The sequence below is a fragment of the Streptomyces yokosukanensis genome, assembly GCF_001514035.1.
GTDB classification, from domain to species: domain Bacteria; phylum Actinomycetota; class Actinomycetes; order Streptomycetales; family Streptomycetaceae; genus Streptomyces; species Streptomyces yokosukanensis.
This window is the reverse complement of record NZ_KQ948207.1, coordinates 696509-713421: the sequence shown is the minus strand read 5'-3', so window position 1 is coordinate 713421 and position 16913 is coordinate 696509. Positions and strand designations below refer to the sequence as shown.

At 69.1% G+C, this 16913-nt stretch carries 16 protein-coding genes; 9 read left to right on the top strand and 7 right to left on the bottom strand.

All coding sequences use genetic code 11. From position 1 onward, the window contains the following. Nucleotides 1-215: 215 nt before the first annotated feature. Entirely contained in the window at nucleotides 216-1313 is a 1098-nt protein-coding gene (locus AQI95_RS06365; RefSeq protein ID WP_067118560.1) for a serine hydrolase domain-containing protein, read from the top strand. Further along, nucleotides 1310-2086 carry a MerR family transcriptional regulator gene (locus tag AQI95_RS06360; protein ID WP_067118557.1) on the top strand — a complete coding sequence of 259 codons (777 nt, stop codon included), beginning with the start codon at nucleotides 1310-1312 and terminating at the stop codon, nucleotides 2084-2086. Before AQI95_RS06365 ends, AQI95_RS06360 begins: the two co-directional genes overlap by 4 nt. A gap of 866 nt (nucleotides 2087-2952) precedes the next feature. Here AQI95_RS06360 and AQI95_RS06350 read toward each other — a convergent pair. Together AQI95_RS06350 and AQI95_RS06345 are read right to left on the bottom strand one after the other, a co-directional pair. Next, nucleotides 2953-3621 (bottom strand): hypothetical protein, encoded by a 669-nt coding sequence (locus AQI95_RS06350; protein WP_244188655.1) that lies wholly within the window; start codon nucleotides 3619-3621, stop codon nucleotides 2953-2955. Nucleotides 3622-3924: 303 nt separating this feature from the next. After that, a complete protein-coding gene (locus AQI95_RS06345; RefSeq protein WP_067118860.1) occupies nucleotides 3925-4686 on the bottom strand; it encodes a DeoR/GlpR family DNA-binding transcription regulator in 762 nt (253 codons plus the stop codon). Nucleotides 4687-4776: 90 nt separating this feature from the next. Here AQI95_RS06345 and AQI95_RS06340 point away from each other — a divergent pair, with 90 nt between their 5' ends. Then, nucleotides 4777-5985 carry an MFS transporter gene (locus AQI95_RS06340; protein ID WP_244188654.1) on the top strand — a complete coding sequence of 403 codons (1209 nt, stop codon included), beginning with the start codon at nucleotides 4777-4779 and terminating at the stop codon, nucleotides 5983-5985. 418 nt (nucleotides 5986-6403) lie between these two features. On the opposite strand, the gene AQI95_RS06335 is transcribed toward AQI95_RS06340, so the two are convergent. Next, the gene (locus AQI95_RS06335; RefSeq protein ID WP_067118550.1) at nucleotides 6404-7447 is read right to left on the bottom strand and encodes a sulfotransferase family protein; all 1044 of its coding nucleotides are present in this window, start codon (nucleotides 7445-7447) and stop codon (nucleotides 6404-6406) included. Nucleotides 7448-8354: 907 nt separating this feature from the next. Between AQI95_RS06335 and AQI95_RS06330 the strand changes: the two genes are divergently transcribed. The 3 genes from AQI95_RS06330 (at nucleotide 8355) to AQI95_RS06320 (ending at nucleotide 10886) form a co-directional block, all read left to right on the top strand. Continuing rightward, the gene (locus AQI95_RS06330) at nucleotides 8355-9326 is read left to right on the top strand and encodes a GlxA family transcriptional regulator (protein ID WP_067118547.1); all 972 of its coding nucleotides are present in this window, start codon (nucleotides 8355-8357) and stop codon (nucleotides 9324-9326) included. Beyond that, entirely contained in the window at nucleotides 9323-9928 is a 606-nt protein-coding gene (locus AQI95_RS06325; RefSeq protein ID WP_067118544.1) for a DJ-1/PfpI family protein, read from the top strand. The genes AQI95_RS06330 and AQI95_RS06325 overlap by 4 nt, the downstream gene beginning before the upstream one ends. A gap of 271 nt (nucleotides 9929-10199) precedes the next feature. Next, the gene (locus tag AQI95_RS06320) at nucleotides 10200-10886 is read left to right on the top strand and encodes an alpha/beta hydrolase (protein ID WP_067118541.1); all 687 of its coding nucleotides are present in this window, start codon (nucleotides 10200-10202) and stop codon (nucleotides 10884-10886) included. A 75-nt stretch (nucleotides 10887-10961) separates the two neighbouring features. Here AQI95_RS06320 and AQI95_RS06315 read toward each other — a convergent pair whose 3' ends face one another. Further along, a complete protein-coding gene (locus AQI95_RS06315) occupies nucleotides 10962-11432 on the bottom strand; it encodes a DUF6624 domain-containing protein (RefSeq protein WP_067118538.1) in 471 nt (156 codons plus the stop codon). On the opposite strand from AQI95_RS06315, the gene AQI95_RS06310 reads away from it, so the two are divergent. Beyond that, a complete protein-coding gene (locus AQI95_RS06310; RefSeq protein WP_208614082.1) occupies nucleotides 11413-11715 on the top strand; it encodes a polysaccharide deacetylase family protein in 303 nt (100 codons plus the stop codon). The genes AQI95_RS06315 and AQI95_RS06310 overlap by 20 nt on opposite strands. Nucleotides 11716-12195: 480 nt before the next feature. Here AQI95_RS06310 and AQI95_RS06305 read toward each other — a convergent pair whose 3' ends face one another. Continuing rightward, on the bottom strand, nucleotides 12196-12633 hold the full coding sequence (locus tag AQI95_RS06305; RefSeq protein ID WP_067118532.1) for a winged helix-turn-helix transcriptional regulator: 438 nt from the start codon (nucleotides 12631-12633) through the stop codon (nucleotides 12196-12198). 102 nt (nucleotides 12634-12735) lie between these two features. Between AQI95_RS06305 and AQI95_RS06300 the strand changes: the two genes are divergently transcribed. Continuing rightward, on the top strand, nucleotides 12736-13587 hold the full coding sequence (locus AQI95_RS06300) for an alpha/beta fold hydrolase (RefSeq protein WP_067118529.1): 852 nt from the start codon (nucleotides 12736-12738) through the stop codon (nucleotides 13585-13587). Nucleotides 13588-13667: 80 nt separating this feature from the next. Here AQI95_RS06300 and AQI95_RS06295 read toward each other — a convergent pair whose 3' ends face one another. Then, the gene (locus AQI95_RS06295) at nucleotides 13668-14393 is read right to left on the bottom strand and encodes a TetR/AcrR family transcriptional regulator (protein ID WP_067118525.1); all 726 of its coding nucleotides are present in this window, start codon (nucleotides 14391-14393) and stop codon (nucleotides 13668-13670) included. Nucleotides 14394-14532: 139 nt separating this feature from the next. Here AQI95_RS06295 and AQI95_RS06290 point away from each other — a divergent pair, with 139 nt between their 5' ends. Next, on the top strand, nucleotides 14533-15969 hold the full coding sequence (locus AQI95_RS06290; RefSeq protein ID WP_067118523.1) for a serine hydrolase domain-containing protein: 1437 nt from the start codon (nucleotides 14533-14535) through the stop codon (nucleotides 15967-15969). A gap of 272 nt (nucleotides 15970-16241) precedes the next feature. Here the strand turns inward: AQI95_RS06290 and AQI95_RS06285 are convergent, their stop codons facing one another. Further along, a complete protein-coding gene (locus AQI95_RS06285) occupies nucleotides 16242-16913 on the bottom strand; it encodes a TetR/AcrR family transcriptional regulator (RefSeq protein ID WP_067118520.1) in 672 nt (223 codons plus the stop codon).

Genomic DNA, 16913 nt, shown 5'->3' with positions numbered 1-16913 from the left:
CCGCGACGACGCTCTCCGCTGGTCGAGCGTATGGCGAGCGGAGAAGCCCGCGCGAGGCGGGCAGCCAGGATCCGGAGTGGGCGTTCTTTCCGGCATCCGTGCCGACCGGTAGGGACTGTGGGTTGGATCACAGTTGAGGTTGACCTCGGGGCAGGGTGGAGGCTCGTCGCAGCGGCACGACGCCGCTCCGGGCACAACCGATGTGAAGGAGCAACATGTCTACGAACCTTTCCGGCCGGGGGCAGGACCGTCCGGAGCTGCAGCGGACGCTCGAGGAAGTGGTCGAGTCCGGTTTCGTCGGGGTACAGCTCCGGGTGAACGACGAGCAGGGCGAGTGGGTCGGCAGCGCCGGTGTGTGCGAGCTGGGTCAGAGCACCAAGCCGCTGACGAACGGGCACTTCCGCATCGGCAGCAGCACCAAGAATTTCGTCGCCACCTCGGTGCTCTTGCTGGTGGCCGAGGGAAGGATCGGCCTGGACACCCCCGCCGACGACTACTTGCCCGAGTTCGGTCTCGACCGGCGGGTCACTGTGCGGATGCTGCTGCAGCACACCAGCGGGATCTTCAACCACACCGGCGAACTCTACGAGGACGGGACGATCGTGCTGGGGGTGCCCTGGCAGGGCAAGAAGTGGGTGGACAACCGGTTCAAGACCTACCTGCCCGAAGAACTGGTACGGCTGTCGTTGTCCAGGCCGGCGCGGTTCGCGCCGGGCACGGGCTGGAGCTACGCGAACACCAACTACGTTCTGGCCCGGTTGGTGGTCGAGAAGGTCACCGGCCGTTCGTTCGCCGAGGAGTTGCAGCGGCTGGTGCTGGGGCCGCTGGGGATGACCGGCACCGTGGCGCCGGGCGCCTCGCCGGAGATCCCCGAGCCGCACAACCACGGCTACTACCGCTACGAGGACGCTGGACATGAGCGGACGGTCGATGTCACCCGTCAGAACCCGTCCTGGGTCGGAGCCGGTGGTGACATGATCTCGACCACTCGGGACCTGCACACGTACTTCTCCGCATTGATGGGCGGCAAGCTGCTGCCGGCCGAGCTGCTGGCCGATATGCGCACGCCGGAGGCGACCGTCGGCTACGGCCTGGGAGTGTTCGCGCAGGAAACGAAGTGCGGCACCGTCTTCCACCACAACGGCGCCACCATGGGCTCGGCGGCGCTGATGTACAGCACCTCCGACGGCAGCAAGACCCTGACCGCCGGGCTGACCTGGGTGGACGACGCCGACCTGTCGATAGCATCGGCCTTCCAGACCGCCCAACAGCGTTTCGTCGACGAGGTGCTCTGCGGCAGGATGGGCCGATGAGGAACGGAGTCACGATCGGGCAGGCGGCGGCCTTCGTCGGCGTCACGGTGAAGACGGTGCGGCACTACCACAAGCTCGGCCTGGTCGCGGAGCCGGAACGTGACAGCTCCGGCTATCGGCGGTACGGGTCAGACGAGCTTCTGCAGTTGGTGCAGGTACGGACGTTGGCCGCCGCGGGCGTGCCGCTGGCCGAGATCGGGCCCATGCTCGACGCCGAGGCCGCACAGTTCGGCGCCGCGCTCGCCGACGTCGAGCGGCAGCTCACCGAACGCATCGATGAGCTGGTCGCCCGCCGCGACACGCTGCACCGGCTCGCCGACGGCGACCGGGCCCTGCTGCCCGACCGTGCCTGCGCGGTCCTGGACCGGATGCCCGGCCTCGGCTTCAGCCCCGAATACGTGGCCGCGCAACGCGAGGCCCTGGTACTGGCACGGGCCCTGGTGCCGGAAGGCTTCGACGGCTTCCTGAACCAGCTCGAACACGGCCTCGACGACCCCGAGTACATCGACCTGACCAAGCGCGGCTGGGAGGCCGAGACCTGGGAACCGGACGACCCGAGGATCGAAGAACTCGCGACCGCCATGGCCGACCACTACCTCGCCAACCCCGCCCTGCTGGGTGATCACGCCAGCCTCCAGGCATGGGGCAGGGCTTCGGCCCAGTACAAGCTGATCAACAACCACCGCGAGGACCAGGCACCGGTCGCGGCCCGGCTGACCGCGCTCACCGAGACCAAACTCCGCTCCGCAGGCGTACCCGTGCCGCACCGATGACGGGACGACTCGCGCGCGGATGTGAGGGTCTGTGTCATTCACGCCGGCGATCTGAGTGCCGTAGACCGGCATGCGGCCCTCTTTGACCCATGTACGTCTGCGCGAGGCCGTCCGCCGGGATGAGGGCCGCAGCCCGGAGCCGAGCGCGGGGGTTGTCGGCTCTCAGTCGATGAAGGCGAACGCCACCGTCACCCATGTCTCGCGGGGTTTCGACGCCAGGAAGAAGATGAACGGGCACAAGCGGCACCTGCTCACCGACAGGACCACCCAGCATGGACTCGCCCTCGACATCGTCCGCCGCAGCGACGATGTCAGACGGCGCCAGCGGCACCCAGCCCACCGGTGCCCGCCGGGCAGGCCAGCCCGTCGCCTCCCGCCGCCACGGCAGCGGCCATCAACGCCTGATGTCCGACCGACAACACGTCAGCCCCGGCCGCGTCGTCCCGCCGAGGCACCGCCCGGCGCGGCCCACCGGCTTCCTTTGCGACACCACTGCCACACCGGGCGCCGTCTCCTCGGCCAGCGCCTCCAGGCACTGCTCCAGGCTGATCACGCGGCGACCGAGCACCTCTTCCTCCTCCTCGGACAGAGCGCCCAGCGATCTCTGAGACACCAACCCGCTTGGTTCGAAACCGCTCATCCTCGGGCCTCACCCGGGAGTTGGTGAGCCGCTCAGCCGGCGCCGAAGCGGGCCGCTGTCGTTCGCGCCCTGCAGCCCGACGTGGGCTGCGTGCTGGACACCGAGACACATGAACTGTGGGGGCGGGTGACGGAAGTCGGGGTGGTGGATGCCGATGCACAGCACCTCCGGCAGGACGTACGGGGTTCTGGCGCTGCTCGTGTTGACAGTCCGCAGCTTTCGGCTCCTACTGGCCGCTCAACTGCGCCCAGGTATAGCTGTCCATGCTGTCGTGAGGGCCGAGCCTGGAGAGTTCCGAGCCGTCGCGCCCCACGGCCACGATGACCGGTCGCACTCCCCCACGGCCTGTGGACGGGGACTTCCAGACGAGGATGAGGCTGCCGTGCGCGGGCACCTCGACCCGTCGCTCGCCGAGCAGGAGATGGTCCACCTCCGCCGCTACCTGGAGCTTGTCGGATCCGACCCAGGGTGCCGTCCCGATGGAGTGCGGACGGGGATGCGGATGCCCCAGGCGGTAGGCACGGCTCAGAGCGCCTGCGCCGCCGCTGAGCTCGATCATGCCGACCTGCCCGGGCTGGCCCGCTGATGGCCTTCCCACCGGCAGGTCGCCATCTGAACTGCTGCCACCGCCCATGTACTGCCACTCCTCACCGCAGAGTTCCATGAGCGCGTCGTGCGTCTCGGCTTTCGCGGCCTTAGGGCGCCACACCAGCCAGACCGCGCCGATGCCCGCGTCGAGGTCGATGTCACCCGACACCACGGTCAGCCAACGGCGAGGCAGCCAACCTGGCTGCGGTTCACGGCCGTTGATCACACGCCGGACCACCATCGGCAGGATGATCCCCATCCAGCGTTGAATCCGGCGCATCCGGCGCAGCTCCGCGGAAGTGGGCACGTTCGTACGGTACCCAGGGAGAACGAATCCGATCGCGCCGGCAGCGTCGAAGCCGTGCCGTCGACAGTGACGGAAGCCTCGCACCATGTGGTCCTCGGCCCGCTGGAAGGTGTAGCCCAGGGCCTGGGCAACGACGGCGGGCGGCGTTTCCCCGCCCAGGACTCCGATGGCGGCGAGCCGGGTGCCGAGGAGGTGGAGGCGAGCACGCGGGCCCCGGCGCGGTCGGCTTCCCAGGGTGCGCAGGCGGCTGCCCGCGAGGACGGCCGTTGCGCGCGGGTGTGGTGCCCCCGCACGGCCGAGCGGTCAGGCGGTTTTGACGATGGTGCCGGCGCCTTCGAGCGCGGCCACCTCGTCGGCGGGTGCGGTGGTGTCGGTGACGAGGGTGTGCAGGAGGGTGGAGGGGCCGACGTAGGCGTAGGCGGTGCGGCCGAGTTTGCCACCGTCCGTGGCGACGATGGTGCGGCGGGCGGAGGCGATGCTCGCCTTCTTCACCGCGGCGTCGTCGAGGTCGTAGGCGGTCAGGCCGTCGGCCGCGCTCAGTCCGCAGCAGCCGATGACGGCGGTGTCGAAGCGCAGGGCTGCCAGGGAGGCGAGGGTGAGGGGGCCGGTGAGCGCGCCCTCGGCGGCGCGGGGCTGTCCCCCGGGCACGACCAGTGTGGCCGAGCCGGGTGCCTCACCGAGCAGGTGGATGGCCTGCAGGGACAGGGGCATCACGGTGACGGGCCGATCGCGCAGGAGGCGGGCGATCTCCAGGCAGGTGGTGCCACTGTCCAGCAGGATGCTCTCGCCGTCGGCGATGAGTGCGGAGATCTCGGCCGCGATCCGGCGTTTGGCATCGACCGCCTCGTGGGCTCGTAGCGCGAACGGGGGCTCCTCGCCCCTGAGCAGCAGGGTGCGTGCCCCGCCTCGGACGCGTTCGAGGACGCCCTGGGCGGCCAGGGTGTCGAGGTCGCGCCGGATGGTCATCTCCGAGGCGCCGGTCAGCTCGGCGAGTTCCTGGACCGTGGCGCCGCCCGAGTCCCTGACGGCCTTGGCGATCAGTCCGTGCCGGTCTGCGTTGCTCATACCGCGATTGAACACCACCAGAAAACGAACGAGCAAGCTGTTCATTCTCGCGACTTTCGAACATCAGAGATGTTCGTTACGGTGAGTTGCATGGAACGTTCGCTTCGAGCCGCCCGTGTGGCGACCTATGTCTATTTCGTCCTGTGCGGCACCCTGATGGGCGCCTGGGTGGTGCACATCCCTGCCGTCGAGGAGCGGGTGGGCATCAGCCACGCCACGCTGGGCGGCTTGCTGGTGCTGCTCGGGCTCGGGGCCTTCGTCGGGATGCAGGTGGCCGGCCCGCTGACCGACCGCCTCGGTGCGCGCATCGTGGTACCGGCCAGCGGGATGCTGTGCGGCGCGGCCCTGGCACTGCCTGGTCTCGCCCGGGATCCGTGGACGCTGGCGGGCTCCCTGCTGGTCTTCGGGTTCTGCAACGGCTGCCTGGACGTGAGCATGAACGCCCACGCCGTGCACGTGGAGAAGGCGTACGGTCGGCCCGTCATGTCGGGCTTCCATGCCACGTTCTCCGTCGGCGGCGTCCTCGCCTCGCTCGTCGGAGCGGGTGCCACGAGCGCCGGTCTGAACACGGTCACAAGCATGGCCGCCGTGGGAGCTGTGGGCATCGTGATCGCCCTGGCCTCGGCACGTGCCCTGATGCCGGCTACTCCCGCCGCCGAGAGCACCGGATCCGTGGAGGAGACGGAAGCGTCACCCGCCGTCACGCGCCGCAGCACCGCAGGGCGGATCTGGATCCTCGCCGTCCTGGCGCTGATGGTCATGCTGTGCGAGGGCGCGGCCAACGACTGGAGCGCTCTGCACCTGAAGGACGTCCTCGGTGCGCCGGCCAGCACCGCCGCCTTCGCGTATGGCACCTTCGCGGCGGCCATGACCATCGGCCGGCTGCTGGCCGACCGCTTCGTCGCCCGCTTCGGTTCCATGGCGATCCTGCGCTACGGTGCGGCCACGGCCGCCGTCGGTATCACGCTCGTGGCTCTGGGCCCGTGGATGTGGGCCGCGTTCGCGGGCTGGGCGCTGTTCGGGCTGGGCCTGTCCGGCTGTGTCCCGCAGCTGTTCAGCGCGGCAGGGCACGCCGACCCCGCAGCCGCCGGCACCAACGTCTCCCGCGTCGCCGGACTCGGCTACGTCGGCATGCTCGCCGGTCCCGCCGTCATCGGATGGCTGACCCACCTCGTCGCCCTCAACCACGCCTTCGTCCTGCTGACCCTGATGTGTGTGACCACCGCTGTCGCCGCCGGGGTCCTGCGCACCGGATCCGACCGCACGGCCCAGAGCGAGATGGCACGCATCGGCCACTGACCGCTTGTGCGGCACGGCCCTGACCGCCGTGCCGCACAAGCCCCCATCTCCTCAGCCACCAGGGGGCGAGGAGGGAAACCCGCAGCCGACCACAGGCTTCCCAATGCTTGAGCCCCACCCCCGACCCGCCCGATCCCGAAGATGTGCGAGCTGTTGCCGGCCGATCCGCCCGTTGCCGTGTCTCTGGCCTGCCTTCCGCGGAAGCGACCGTCGTCGCTTGCTGGGCTGTCGCATTGACAGACGCCCGATTCCCGCTCAGGGACCGGTCATTGGATACGTGTCACGAGATCGATCCCTCTACGTCGCCTCATGCACTCGGCCATCACCCCGGCACCCGCCATCGGACGACTCGTCGCAGACGAACCCGCGACGCCCGGAGCCATCGACAAACGGCATCCGGGCCAACCAACACAGCCGGTCAGCAGCGGTTGAGGGTCTGTCGCCGCTCCAGAATTCGGGTGCCCGAGGCGCAGCTCTCCCGCAGTTCGTCGAGTTCAGCGGCCGGCAGCTTCCGGGCGGAGCCGCGTCGACTGTGGTCGAGAAGTGCGGATCCGGTGAGCAGCCACTGCGGGAGGGGGGTGACGCCGACGAATTCGGCCAGGCGGGTCAGCTCTGCGGCAGGATCGTCGAGCAGGTCCTCGTAGGCAAGTGTGGTGCGCTGGTCGGCGGGCAGCCGGCTGAGGAACTCCGCTCCCTCGGTGACGAGTTCGGACCACAGGGTGCCGAACGTCCGCAGGGGGACGTCGCGGTCGCGCACGAGGGAAGGATCGAAGCGCTCGTCGAGCAGTGGCGACAGGTCCACAGGCAGCGCACGCACATGCTCGTCGGTCAGATCGGCGAAACTGTCGACTCCGGCTCGTGCCTTGATCTCGCGCAGCAGGGAGATCGTGCGGTATCCGGGATGACGGCTCATGGAGAGGGCGCAGTCCGGTCCGTCTCTGAACATGTGCACGAACCTCGCTTGCGGGAAAGCGGCCCGTAGCCCAGGTGCCCAGCCCGTGGAGTAACCGGAGCGCTCTACGACTGCGGTCCGTCCGAACCGCGCGCAGAGCAGGCTGAACAACGCCTGGTGGTGCTCGGCCGCAGTGCGCTCGGGCCACTGGATCACCGCTGTGTGGAGCTCGTCGAGGAGACCGTCCGGGTCGTCGGTGAGATGAGGCAACACCATCAGGGAGAGCGCAGGAATGCCGGTGGTCTCCGCCGCGTATCTCCCGGGTCGGCGTGTGTAGAGGAACTCCGGCAGCGGCAGTCCGCTACGAATCATCCGCTCGAAGTGCGGTGCGGGCCGGAAGAGCGCCTGCCAGAAGTCTTCACCGGTCAACTTCCCTTCGGGGAAGGCGGCGTCGCCCACAGAAGCCATGAACTCGTTGAGGCTCAATACGTCCGGGTGGGCGTTGAGGATGCGGGACAGTGCAGTCGAGCCGCTACGCCCCGTCCCAATGACGAAAGTCAAGGTACGCATCGTCGCCCTTCGAAACTCCGTGACGCTCAGGACCGGGCGCCGGTTACCACAGCACTATCCCACTGCCCGGCACCCCGCGCCCAGTTGAAGAACCGCCAACGCGCGCAGGGCCACCAGGTGCTCCGCCGACCGCCAGCCCCGCCGACTCCCCCGCAAGCTGGCCCTCGCGGGGAGAGGAGCACCTATGGTGGCGCGCCACGGTCACCGGGACCTCAACCTTTCCATAGCGGGGCCTGTCGTTCACGGTCACCACTGCCGCCTCCTGCAAGGTCTCCGCCTTCGGCAGGCGGAACTCCGTTCCGTGCATGGGCGACCGGCCGCCCTCTGAGTCGTAGGCACGCAACGGCTTCGGCATTCTGACCACACGGTCGAAGCGCCGGCGTCCGACCAGTTCGACCGGCAGGTCGGTCAGGTCGGGCAGGCCAGGCGTCGCAGGCGCGCTCGAAGTGTGGGGCGCGCGCTGGGCCCGAGGTTCCGGTTGGCGTTGAACAGGCACGGCTTCCAAGCTGCCGCGCCGACTGACCCCGTCCGAATCCGCGGTGCACCGACTGCTGGCCCGCGACTCGACGGCGACGCCTTGGACCGGGCGGTCGGCTCCTGGCTCGCCTACCGCCGCCCGAAGCACGGCGGCGCGCTGCACACCCCAGCGTCGGCACGCCATGTACCTCCTGGGCCACACGGCGCACTACGTCGTGATCCCCAAGGGGCAACTGAAGCACCTGCGCGAGCCCCCGTCGACACGGGCCTCGTCCTGCGCGGCCCGGTCTCAACCGGTGCCGGAGGAAGGCTGTGTCGGCGGGCCGGCCCGTCCCTTGCCGTCCAACTGCTGCCGTCACACCCTCGCCATGGCGCGAAGCGTGGGGTGTGTGTCGTTGACGCCATCGGCGTCCGATCACAGAGTGGAGGGGTGAAGCAGCGCCGCATCGTCTTCGTCGTCTTCGAGGGTTTCCAACCCCTGGACCTCTTCGGCCCGCACGAGGTGTTCCAGTACGCCGGGCGGCTCACCGGCGGATACTCCTGCCAGATCACGGCACCGCTGCCGGGCCCGGTGCCGTCCGGCAGCGGGGTCTCGGTACACGCTCCCTACGGCGTGGCCGATCTGAACCCTGCTGGGATCGATACGTTGGTGGTGGCCGGCGGCGACGGAATCGATCAGGCTCGGCACGATCCGACACTGACACGTTGGATCGCCACCGCGGGGGCCACCGCACGGCGCGTCACCTCCGTGTGCAGCGGGGTGTTCCTACTGGCCGCCGCCGGACTGCTTCACGGGCGGAGGGTGACCACGCACTGGGCGCGCGAGGAGCAGCTCACCCGGGAGCATCCCGAAGTGGTCGTCGACTGCGATCCGATCTTCCTGAGGGACGGGCGGGTCTGGACGTCGGCCGGGGTGACGGCGGGGATGGACCTCGCGCTCGCCCTGGTGGAGGACGATTTGGGCCGGGAGGTCGCCCACGCCGCCGCGCAGGAGATGGTGTTGTTTCTGCGCCGCCCTGGCAGCCAGTCGCAGTTCAGCGTGGCGTTGTGGTCCGCGCAGCCCGCAAGTGACCCCATCCGCGCCGTGGTCGCGGCGATCCACTCTGATCCCGGAGCCCGGCATGGCATCAACGATCTCGCTTCGCACGCCGGTCTGAGCCCCCGCCACCTCCAGCGCAGGTTCACAGCCGAGCTCGGCGTCCCGCCCGCGGCGTATGTCGAGGGCGTACGCATCGAGGCCGCCAAGCGGGCGCTCGCCGAGAGCACCCACCCCGTCGAGGCCATCGCGCGTCGGTACGGCTTTGGCACCGCGGAGACGCTGCGCCGCGCCTTTCACCGGCATCTGAGTGTCGCACCGTCCGACTACCGCGACCGATTCCGATCCACCAGGGAGTACATATGACCACCTACGGGATACTGATCTTCGACGGAGCGGAGGAGCTGGACTTCACCGGACCGTGGGAGGTGTTCACCGCCTCTTCGATGCTGCGCGAACACGCCGACACCGTGCTGCTCATCGCCGAACGCCCCGGCGCCGTCCGCTGCAACAAGGGCATGCGGGTCCTGCCGGACCACACCCTGGACAATCACCCTCCGCTGGACATCCTGCTGGTCCCGGGCGGCAACGGCACGCGCCGTGAAGTGTCCAACCCTGTGCTCATCGACTGGATTCGCACCACCGCCGCCGACACTGCATGGACCACCAGCGTGTGCACCGGAGCCCTGCTGCTGCACGAGGCAGGCCCGGCCCGCGGCCGAAGCGTCGCAACCCACTACCAGTTCGAGGACACTCTCCAGGCCCGGGGTGACATCACCGTGGTCCACGACGCCCGCTACGTCGTCGACGGAAACCTGATCACCAGTCAGGGTGTCTCAGCCGGGATCGACATGGCCCTGTGGCTCATCGGCCGACTCCACGGCCGCGCCCATGCCCGCGCCGTGCGCCAGTACATCCAGTACGAGCCCGCCCCGCCCTACCTCGCCGACGAGCCGGCCTTCAGCTGACACTCCACAATCGCTTTCAGCACGCCAGAGCACCTCATTCAGCGTATCCGACGCGGCCTGTGCCACATCCAGTACCGCAGCGACCCCATGGACGGCTGCCCGCCGAAACGAGCCTGATCATCAACACATGACCACCACGACAACACGTTCAACCTCGTAGGTCCAACGATTGGCATGGGGGCGACACGCCTTGCCATCACACAAAAGTAGGCACTGAACGTGCAATATGGCGCAATACTACATATTTGATCTCTCCGTAGGAGGAAATGTCATGGCGGGCAAGCCCAGCATTGTCTTCGCCCACGGACTCTGGGCGGATGGGTCGTGCTTCAACAAGCTCATCCCCACGCTTCAGGCTGAAGGGCACGAGGTCTTCGCCTCACAGCACGGCCTCGACTCGCTCGAAAGTGACGTCGCGTGCGTCAACTTCACGCTCAACCACGTCCCCGGCCCGATCGTGCTAGTCGGTCACTCCTACGGTGGGACCCTGATCACCAAAGCGGGTACCCACGACCGCGTCGGCGCTCTGGTGTACATCGCCGCACTCGCCCCGGACGAGGACGAGACGTCGCAAGAACATCAGGACAAATTCCCCCGCACGCCCATCTTCGAGCACGTGGACGTCGCTGACGGCCGCGTGTGGCTCAAGCCCTCGGGTGTCCCGCACTTCTGCGGCGACCTCCCCGAAGCGGAGCAGAAGCTGGTCCTGGCGACGGGCGCTGTGCCGGTGGCGGACCTGTTCAACCAGCAGGTTCCCGGCACCGCCTGGCGGACGAAGCCAAGCTGGTACATCGTCGCCAACAACGACCATACCGTGCACCCCGACCTGGAGCGGTCCGCCGCCGAGCGCATGGGCGCCAATATCCGTCCCGTGGACAGCAGCCACGTTCCCATGCTCTCGCATCCCGACTTCGTCCTCGACGTGATCCGTGAGGCCGCGGAGTCCCTCAACGCCTAAGGTCTGTCCGGCGGATCATTGCCCGCGGCAGGTGAGCCTGGGCAGTGGTCCACCGGACGCGACTGGAAGCGGGCGTCACGCCATGGAGAACTTGGCGACGTACTCGTCGAAGGGCTCGATGCCGACTTCCGCACGGAGTTCGTCCATGCGCTCGGGCTCTTCACAGGGCCACGGAACCGGTGACCCGTCCTTCACGCCGGCGATCTGAGTGCCGTAGACCTGCTTGCGGCCCTCATTGACCAGCGTGCGGTCGTACAGAAAGGCCAGCTCGCGCGGGCTGGCCGACCCGGCCGACACCGCCTGCTGCATCAACTGGAGTGCACGACGCTGGACGTCGAGCTGCCGGTCGGCGTGCTGAGCGATCAGCCACGCCGCGCGTGCGGCCTCCTCGCCGACAAGTTCCGCCGTTGGCCAGCCGTATTCCTCCATGATCTCGTCAAGCCGGTCACCGTGCCAGGCGGTCAGCCGTCGCCACGCCAGCTGCTCGTCGGGGTCATCGCTGTTCGCGCGGAATGCGGACTGGCTGTTGGCGCCGAGTGCCTCCAGAACCTGGGAGGCTGCGCTGGACCGCCACTCCGGCGTGCGCCCCTACACCCCGCCCCGGGAGCTGATTCCCCTGTGGCGGGACGAGTTCGACGCCGCTCATTCGGAAGGCGGCCTCTTCCAGCTCACGATGCACCCGCACATCATCGGGCACCGTTCGCGGATCGTGGTCCTGGAGGAACTGCTGGACCACATCAGTGCCCGCGGTGATGTCTGGTACGCGACCCACGCCCAGGTCGCACGCTACGTATGGCAGAAGGCGAGTGGAAACGGCACCATCCCATGAGCCAGCAAAGTTGGTGAAACCCTTGACGCTACGAATCCGAGTGATTACCAGACACGGCCGGATCGAACACCGACCCTTTCATGGAGACACCGTCACTCTCGCCGCTGCGCGGACAGTGGTGTGCCTGACAACCTGGCCGACGACGGCGGCGATTCATTGGTCGTCGGTGAGCCCAGGTTCCAGAAGTGCCCGTGATCGGTTGAATCGGCCCCGGCTACCGCAGCTCGTCGGCCGCCGCCACGCCCGGAACCCCACCGGTGTCCGCTCGGAACCGCACCTGTGTCCGCCCGGTGGGGCCCGCCAAGCCCGACGCGGGGTACCCGGACGCGGCCCAGTTCGACCGGTCGACTGCCGCAAGCATCATGCGGTCGAGTGCGGCGTCAATCGCCGTAAGAGGGACTGGCCCGTGGCCACGCGGTACAGCCTGCCGACGTCGGCTACGAGGCGACCGCCCTCGTCACGGTCATCAACAAGTCGGTGTCACCAGCTCACTCGACGCACGCCCTGGTCGAGGGTTGACTCGTCGGCAAGCTGGTTGTTGCGGCCGATCTCCGGCATGTGTGTCTCGGCCCAGACCCGCAGGGCGGAGAGCGGTCCTTCGAGGGACAGGCCGAGCTCGGTGAGCCGGTAGTGGACTGCGGGCGGCACGGTGGATTCCACGCGGCGCGCGACCAGTCCGTCGCGGACCAGGCTCTGCAGGGTGGCGGACAGCATCTTCTGTGAGATCCCCGGGATACGGCGCCGCAGTTCCGCGAAGCGGAGCTCGCCCGGAGCCTCCTCGGCCAGCACCTTGACCGCCATCGACATCCACTTGGTTCCGATGCGGTCGAGCAACTGGCGGGTCGGGCAGCGCGGATCCAGCAGGTCACCGCGCTCACCGGGCCGCTGGTCATGTCCGCCGGGCCTCGACGTGGTCACCTGGGGCTCACCACCTGAAGGGAAAGTACCGTCTTGGGCAGACCAGGCTAGTTCCCTAACGTGACCTTGTCACCATTCCTCACCACATGCCTGGAGCCTTCCATGCCCGAGCTGCGATGCATTCCCGTCAACGGTGTCGAACTGAACGTCGCCCTCGCGGGATCGGGCCCAGCCGTCCTGCTGCTGCATGGCTTCCCGCATACCTGGGAGTTGTGGACGGACGTCATGGCCGATCTGTCCGACCGCTACCGCGTCATCGCACCGGACCTGCGCGGATTCGGCGCGAGCAGCCGGGCCGCCTCCGGGTACGACGCGGGCACCCTGGCCGAGGACGCGGCGGCACTTCTCGCTGCGCTCGGCGTGTCCTCGGCCGCGGTGGTGGGCATCGACGCGGGCACGGCGCCGGCCTTCCTCCTCTCCCTGCGCCGCCCCCGTCTCGTTCGGCGCCTGGTCGTCATGGAGTCCCTGCTGGGCAGGCTGCCCGGCGCCGAGGACTTCCTTGCCGACGGGCCGCCCTGGTGGTTCGGCTTCCATTCCGCCGCGCCCGGCCTCGCCGAGACGGTGCTGGAGGGCCACGAGGCCGCTTACGTCGACTGGTTTCTGCGCAACGGCACGCTCGGCGACGGGGTTCGCCCCGCCATCCGAGACGCCTTCGTCCGCGCATACACCGGCCGTCAGGCGCTGAGCTGTGCGTTCTCGTACTACCGGGCACTGCCCGAGAGCGCGGTACAGATCGAGCAGGCGCTCACCACTACCCGCTTGACGGTACCGACGATGGCGCTGGGCGCCCGGCCAGTCGGTGCCGCGCTGGAACGCCAGCTCCGCCCGATCGCCGACGATCTCGTCGGACACATCATCGAAGACTGCGGCCACATCATCCCGCTGCACCGGCCGCGTGCCCTGCTCACGCTGCTGCGTCCGTTCCTCGCCGGTGGGGACGCGAGGGCGGCGTGACGGGCCTTGCGCCGCTGCTCGTGCCTCACCTCGTACGACGCCGCCAGCAGTTGACCAGGCCGAGCTGCCGGGCCTGGTCGTCAGGGAGTGAGCCGGGCCGCCAGGCCATCGAGGACGCGGTCGAGCCCGTACGCGAAGTTGTCATCGCGGATCCGCTTCGGGTGCACGTCCTGCTGGGCGGAGCTTCCCGCCCGCAGCCGCGGGTGCTCGCGCGTGGCCTCGTCGAAGGCCGGTCGCAGGCCCGCCACCCACTCCTGCTCGGTCTTGCCGCTGCGGGTGATCAGTGAGAGGTACGCGGCCTCGGCGGTCGCCATCCCGATGACGTAGGCCATGAGCGTGCTCATGGCACGGTCCATCTCGTCTGCGGGGAAGCCCGCCGCCTCGAACTGCGCGAGCAGCGCCGACGACATCCGCATGGCGTTCGGGCCGATGTGGACGAGGCCGACCTGGCCCAGTTCGGGGGCGATCCACGGGTGGCGCAGGGTCATGGCCCGCAGTTCGGTGGCGCTGCGGGTGACGGCCTCGCGCCACCGGGTCCGGTCGACGGCGGTCGGTACGTCCGGTTCGCCGTAGACGTCGTCCACGACCAGCTCGATCAGTTCGTCCCTGCTGGCCACGTGCCGGTACAGGGAGGTGGCCGCCGTGCCCAGGCGGGTGCCGAGCTTGCGCATGCTGAGCTCCTCGACGCCCTCCGCGTCCAGCAGGCGGATCGCTTCGGCGACGATCTGCTCGCGGGTCAGGTGTTCCCGCTGCCGGGGGCGCGGCCGGGTCCACACCGAGGCGGTCGGCTTCTCGTCGGCTGGCATGCGGCCCTCGTCTCTGCTCGTCCCACGTTCATCGTCCCCACCACGTTAGCGCACGCTGTACGCATCTTGCGTACAGCGTTACGTCATGCGTACAGTGTTCGCATCGAAGGAGCGCCGTACGCGGCAGATGGGGGCTGACATGTCGAAGAACGTGAGCTGCGAAGCACAGGGCGACTGGGAAACCAGGGACTCGGCCGGCAAGAAGCTGGACCTCGTCCACTGGCAGAACCGCCTCGACGCACTGCGCGCCAAGCACCACGTCCCGGCCGCCTCCCTCGCGATCCTCGTGGACGGGACCGTCCACGAGCTGGCCAGTGGTGTGCTCCACCGCGGCACGGGCGTGACGGCGACGACCGACTCGGTCTACCAGATGGGCTCGATCGCCAAGATCTACACCGCCACCCTGATCATGCGGCTCGTCGAATCGGGCCGACTGGACCTGGACGCGCCGGTCGTGGACGTGCTGCCGGAGTTCTCGGTCGCCGACACCAAGGCCACCAAGGCGATCACCATGCGCCAGTTGCTCAGCCATACAAGTGGTCTCACCTGCGACTTCACCTACGACAGCGGGCGCGGCGACGACTGCCTCGCCAAGTACGTCGACGCCGCGAAGGACGTGGCGCTCGACTGCCCGCCCGGCACCGCGATTTCCTACAGCGGCATCGGGTACAACGTGCTCGGCCGGATCGTCGAGGTGGTGACGGGCCAGACCTGGGACGAGGCCCTGAAGGACCTACTCCTCGCCCCGCTCGGCGTCACGCACACGATGACGCTTCCCGAGGAGGCGCTGCGGTTCCGTGCGGCGATGGGGCACCTGGGCGAAGCGGGCCAGGACCCCGAACCGGCACCGTCCTGGGACCTGATGCCGCGCTCGGCCGGCCCCTACGGCAGGGTCATCGCCACGGCCGGGGACCTCGCACGGCTCGCGCAGATGCACCTCAACGGCGGTGTGGCGCAGGACGGCGCACGCGTGCTCTCCGAGGAGACGGTCGAGCTGATGCAGCGGCGCGTGGTCGACTCCCCCGACAAGTGGAGCGTCAGCGCGGACGGTTGGGGCCTGGGCTGGACCCTGTACGACTGGAACGGCATCCAGGGATACGGGCACGACGGCGCCTCGATCGGGCAGTACGGCTATCTGCGCGTGGTGCCGACGGCGGGCGTCGCGGTCGCGCTGCTCACCAACGGCGGCGGTGCGCGCGAACTGTACGCGGCGCTCTACCGGGAACTCCTCGCCGAGTTGGCCGGGGTGACGATGCCGGAGCCCTTCGCCCCGCCGGCCCAGCCGCCCGTGGTCGACTTCACGCCCTTCGTCGGCACGTACCGGCGCGAGGGCGTGGTCATCACCGTGACCGAGCGGGACGGTGCGGGCCACGTGGTGTACGAGTTCGTCGACGGTATGAAGGACTTCTCCGAGCCGCTGGAAATAGACCTGGTACCAGTGACGGAGAGCGTCTTCGCGGGTACGGGGGTGGGCGCGGCGTTCAGCGAGGACTACATGCCCGTGGTCTTCTCCACCCTGGAGGACGGCACGGCCTGTGTCTACATCGGCATGCGGTGCGGCCCCAAGGTCGCCTAGAACTCCAGCCGCATGTGGCGCGACGGATGGTGCCGGGTGTCGTTGGTGCGACTGTGTGTTGATGCGCCGACGGTCGAGCAGCTCGAGTCGGGTGCGGAGGGGACAGTCGGGCTGCCCGCGCCGCTGAAGAAGAACGGGCGGACGCTGTCGGAGCAGGTCGGGCGGCTCCGCCCGGACGGCGACCAGCGCCGCCGACCCTTCATCCGCACAAAGACCGCCGACAAGATTCCCGACAGGGTCGCCGCCTGCCAGCGGCGAATCTCCAACTCGGATCACCGGCCCCTCCCGTCCGGTGCTTCGGACGGCGGCCCCTCGGACAGCGGCCGGATCAGCGTCCCGATGCCGGCGCAGAGCAGGTCCAGGCTGCGGGCGAACTTCTCGTCCGGCCCCTGCGCGGCCGCGGCGGCCACCGTCCGGGGGAAGCTCCGGTGGAGGGCGGCGACGTCCTCGGCGGTGACCGGCACCGCGGGTGGATCGCTCTGTTCCTGGAGCACGTAGCCGGTGACGTGGCTGAGCACGGTGTCGGCGGCGGTGCCGCAGTGCTCCGGGGGCACGCCGCCCTCGGCGAGGGTGGCGAGCAACCGTTCCATCAGCGAGAGCGCGCCGGGGCTGAGGGTCTTCGGGCTGCCGGCGAGCATGATCGCCCCACCGGGGTGCTGCCGGATGCTCTGGCGCAGGGCGACGGCCTGCGCCGTGATCCGCGCCGGCCAGCCTGCCTGCGCGGGCAGTCCGGCCAGGGCGGCGGTTCCGGCCTCGTACGCCTGCCGGACCACCCGGTCGGCCATCAGCTGGAGCAGCGCGGCCTTGCTGGGCACGTGGTAGTAGAGGCTGCCGGCGTGCACGTCGAGCCGGTCCGCGACCTGGCGCACGGAGAAGCCGTGGTAGCCGGTCTGCGCGAACACCGTCATCCCCGCGTCGACGATCCGGTCTGCGGTCAGCTTCAC

What these genes read in the sequence shown, in the direction of transcription:
- AQI95_RS06320 (WP_067118541.1), top strand. Translation starts at nt 10,200, where the DNA reads ATGGCGGGCAAGCCCAGCATTGTCTTCGCCCACGGACTCTGGGCGGAT.
- AQI95_RS06340 (WP_244188654.1), top strand. Translation starts at nt 4,777, where the DNA reads ATGGAACGTTCGCTTCGAGCCGCCCGTGTGGCGACCTATGTCTATTTC.
- AQI95_RS06345 (WP_067118860.1), bottom strand. Translation starts at nt 4,686, where the DNA reads ATGAGCAACGCAGACCGGCACGGACTGATCGCCAAGGCCGTCAGGGAC.
- AQI95_RS06290 (WP_067118523.1), top strand. Translation starts at nt 14,533, where the DNA reads ATGTCGAAGAACGTGAGCTGCGAAGCACAGGGCGACTGGGAAACCAGG.
- AQI95_RS06300 (WP_067118529.1), top strand. Translation starts at nt 12,736, where the DNA reads ATGCCCGAGCTGCGATGCATTCCCGTCAACGGTGTCGAACTGAACGTC.
- AQI95_RS06325 (WP_067118544.1), top strand. Translation starts at nt 9,323, where the DNA reads ATGACCACCTACGGGATACTGATCTTCGACGGAGCGGAGGAGCTGGAC.
- AQI95_RS06360 (WP_067118557.1), top strand. Translation starts at nt 1,310, where the DNA reads ATGAGGAACGGAGTCACGATCGGGCAGGCGGCGGCCTTCGTCGGCGTC.
- AQI95_RS06335 (WP_067118550.1), bottom strand. Translation starts at nt 7,447, where the DNA reads ATGCGTACCTTGACTTTCGTCATTGGGACGGGGCGTAGCGGCTCGACT.
- AQI95_RS06365 (WP_067118560.1), top strand. Translation starts at nt 216, where the DNA reads ATGTCTACGAACCTTTCCGGCCGGGGGCAGGACCGTCCGGAGCTGCAG.
- AQI95_RS06295 (WP_067118525.1), bottom strand. Translation starts at nt 14,393, where the DNA reads ATGCCAGCCGACGAGAAGCCGACCGCCTCGGTGTGGACCCGGCCGCGC.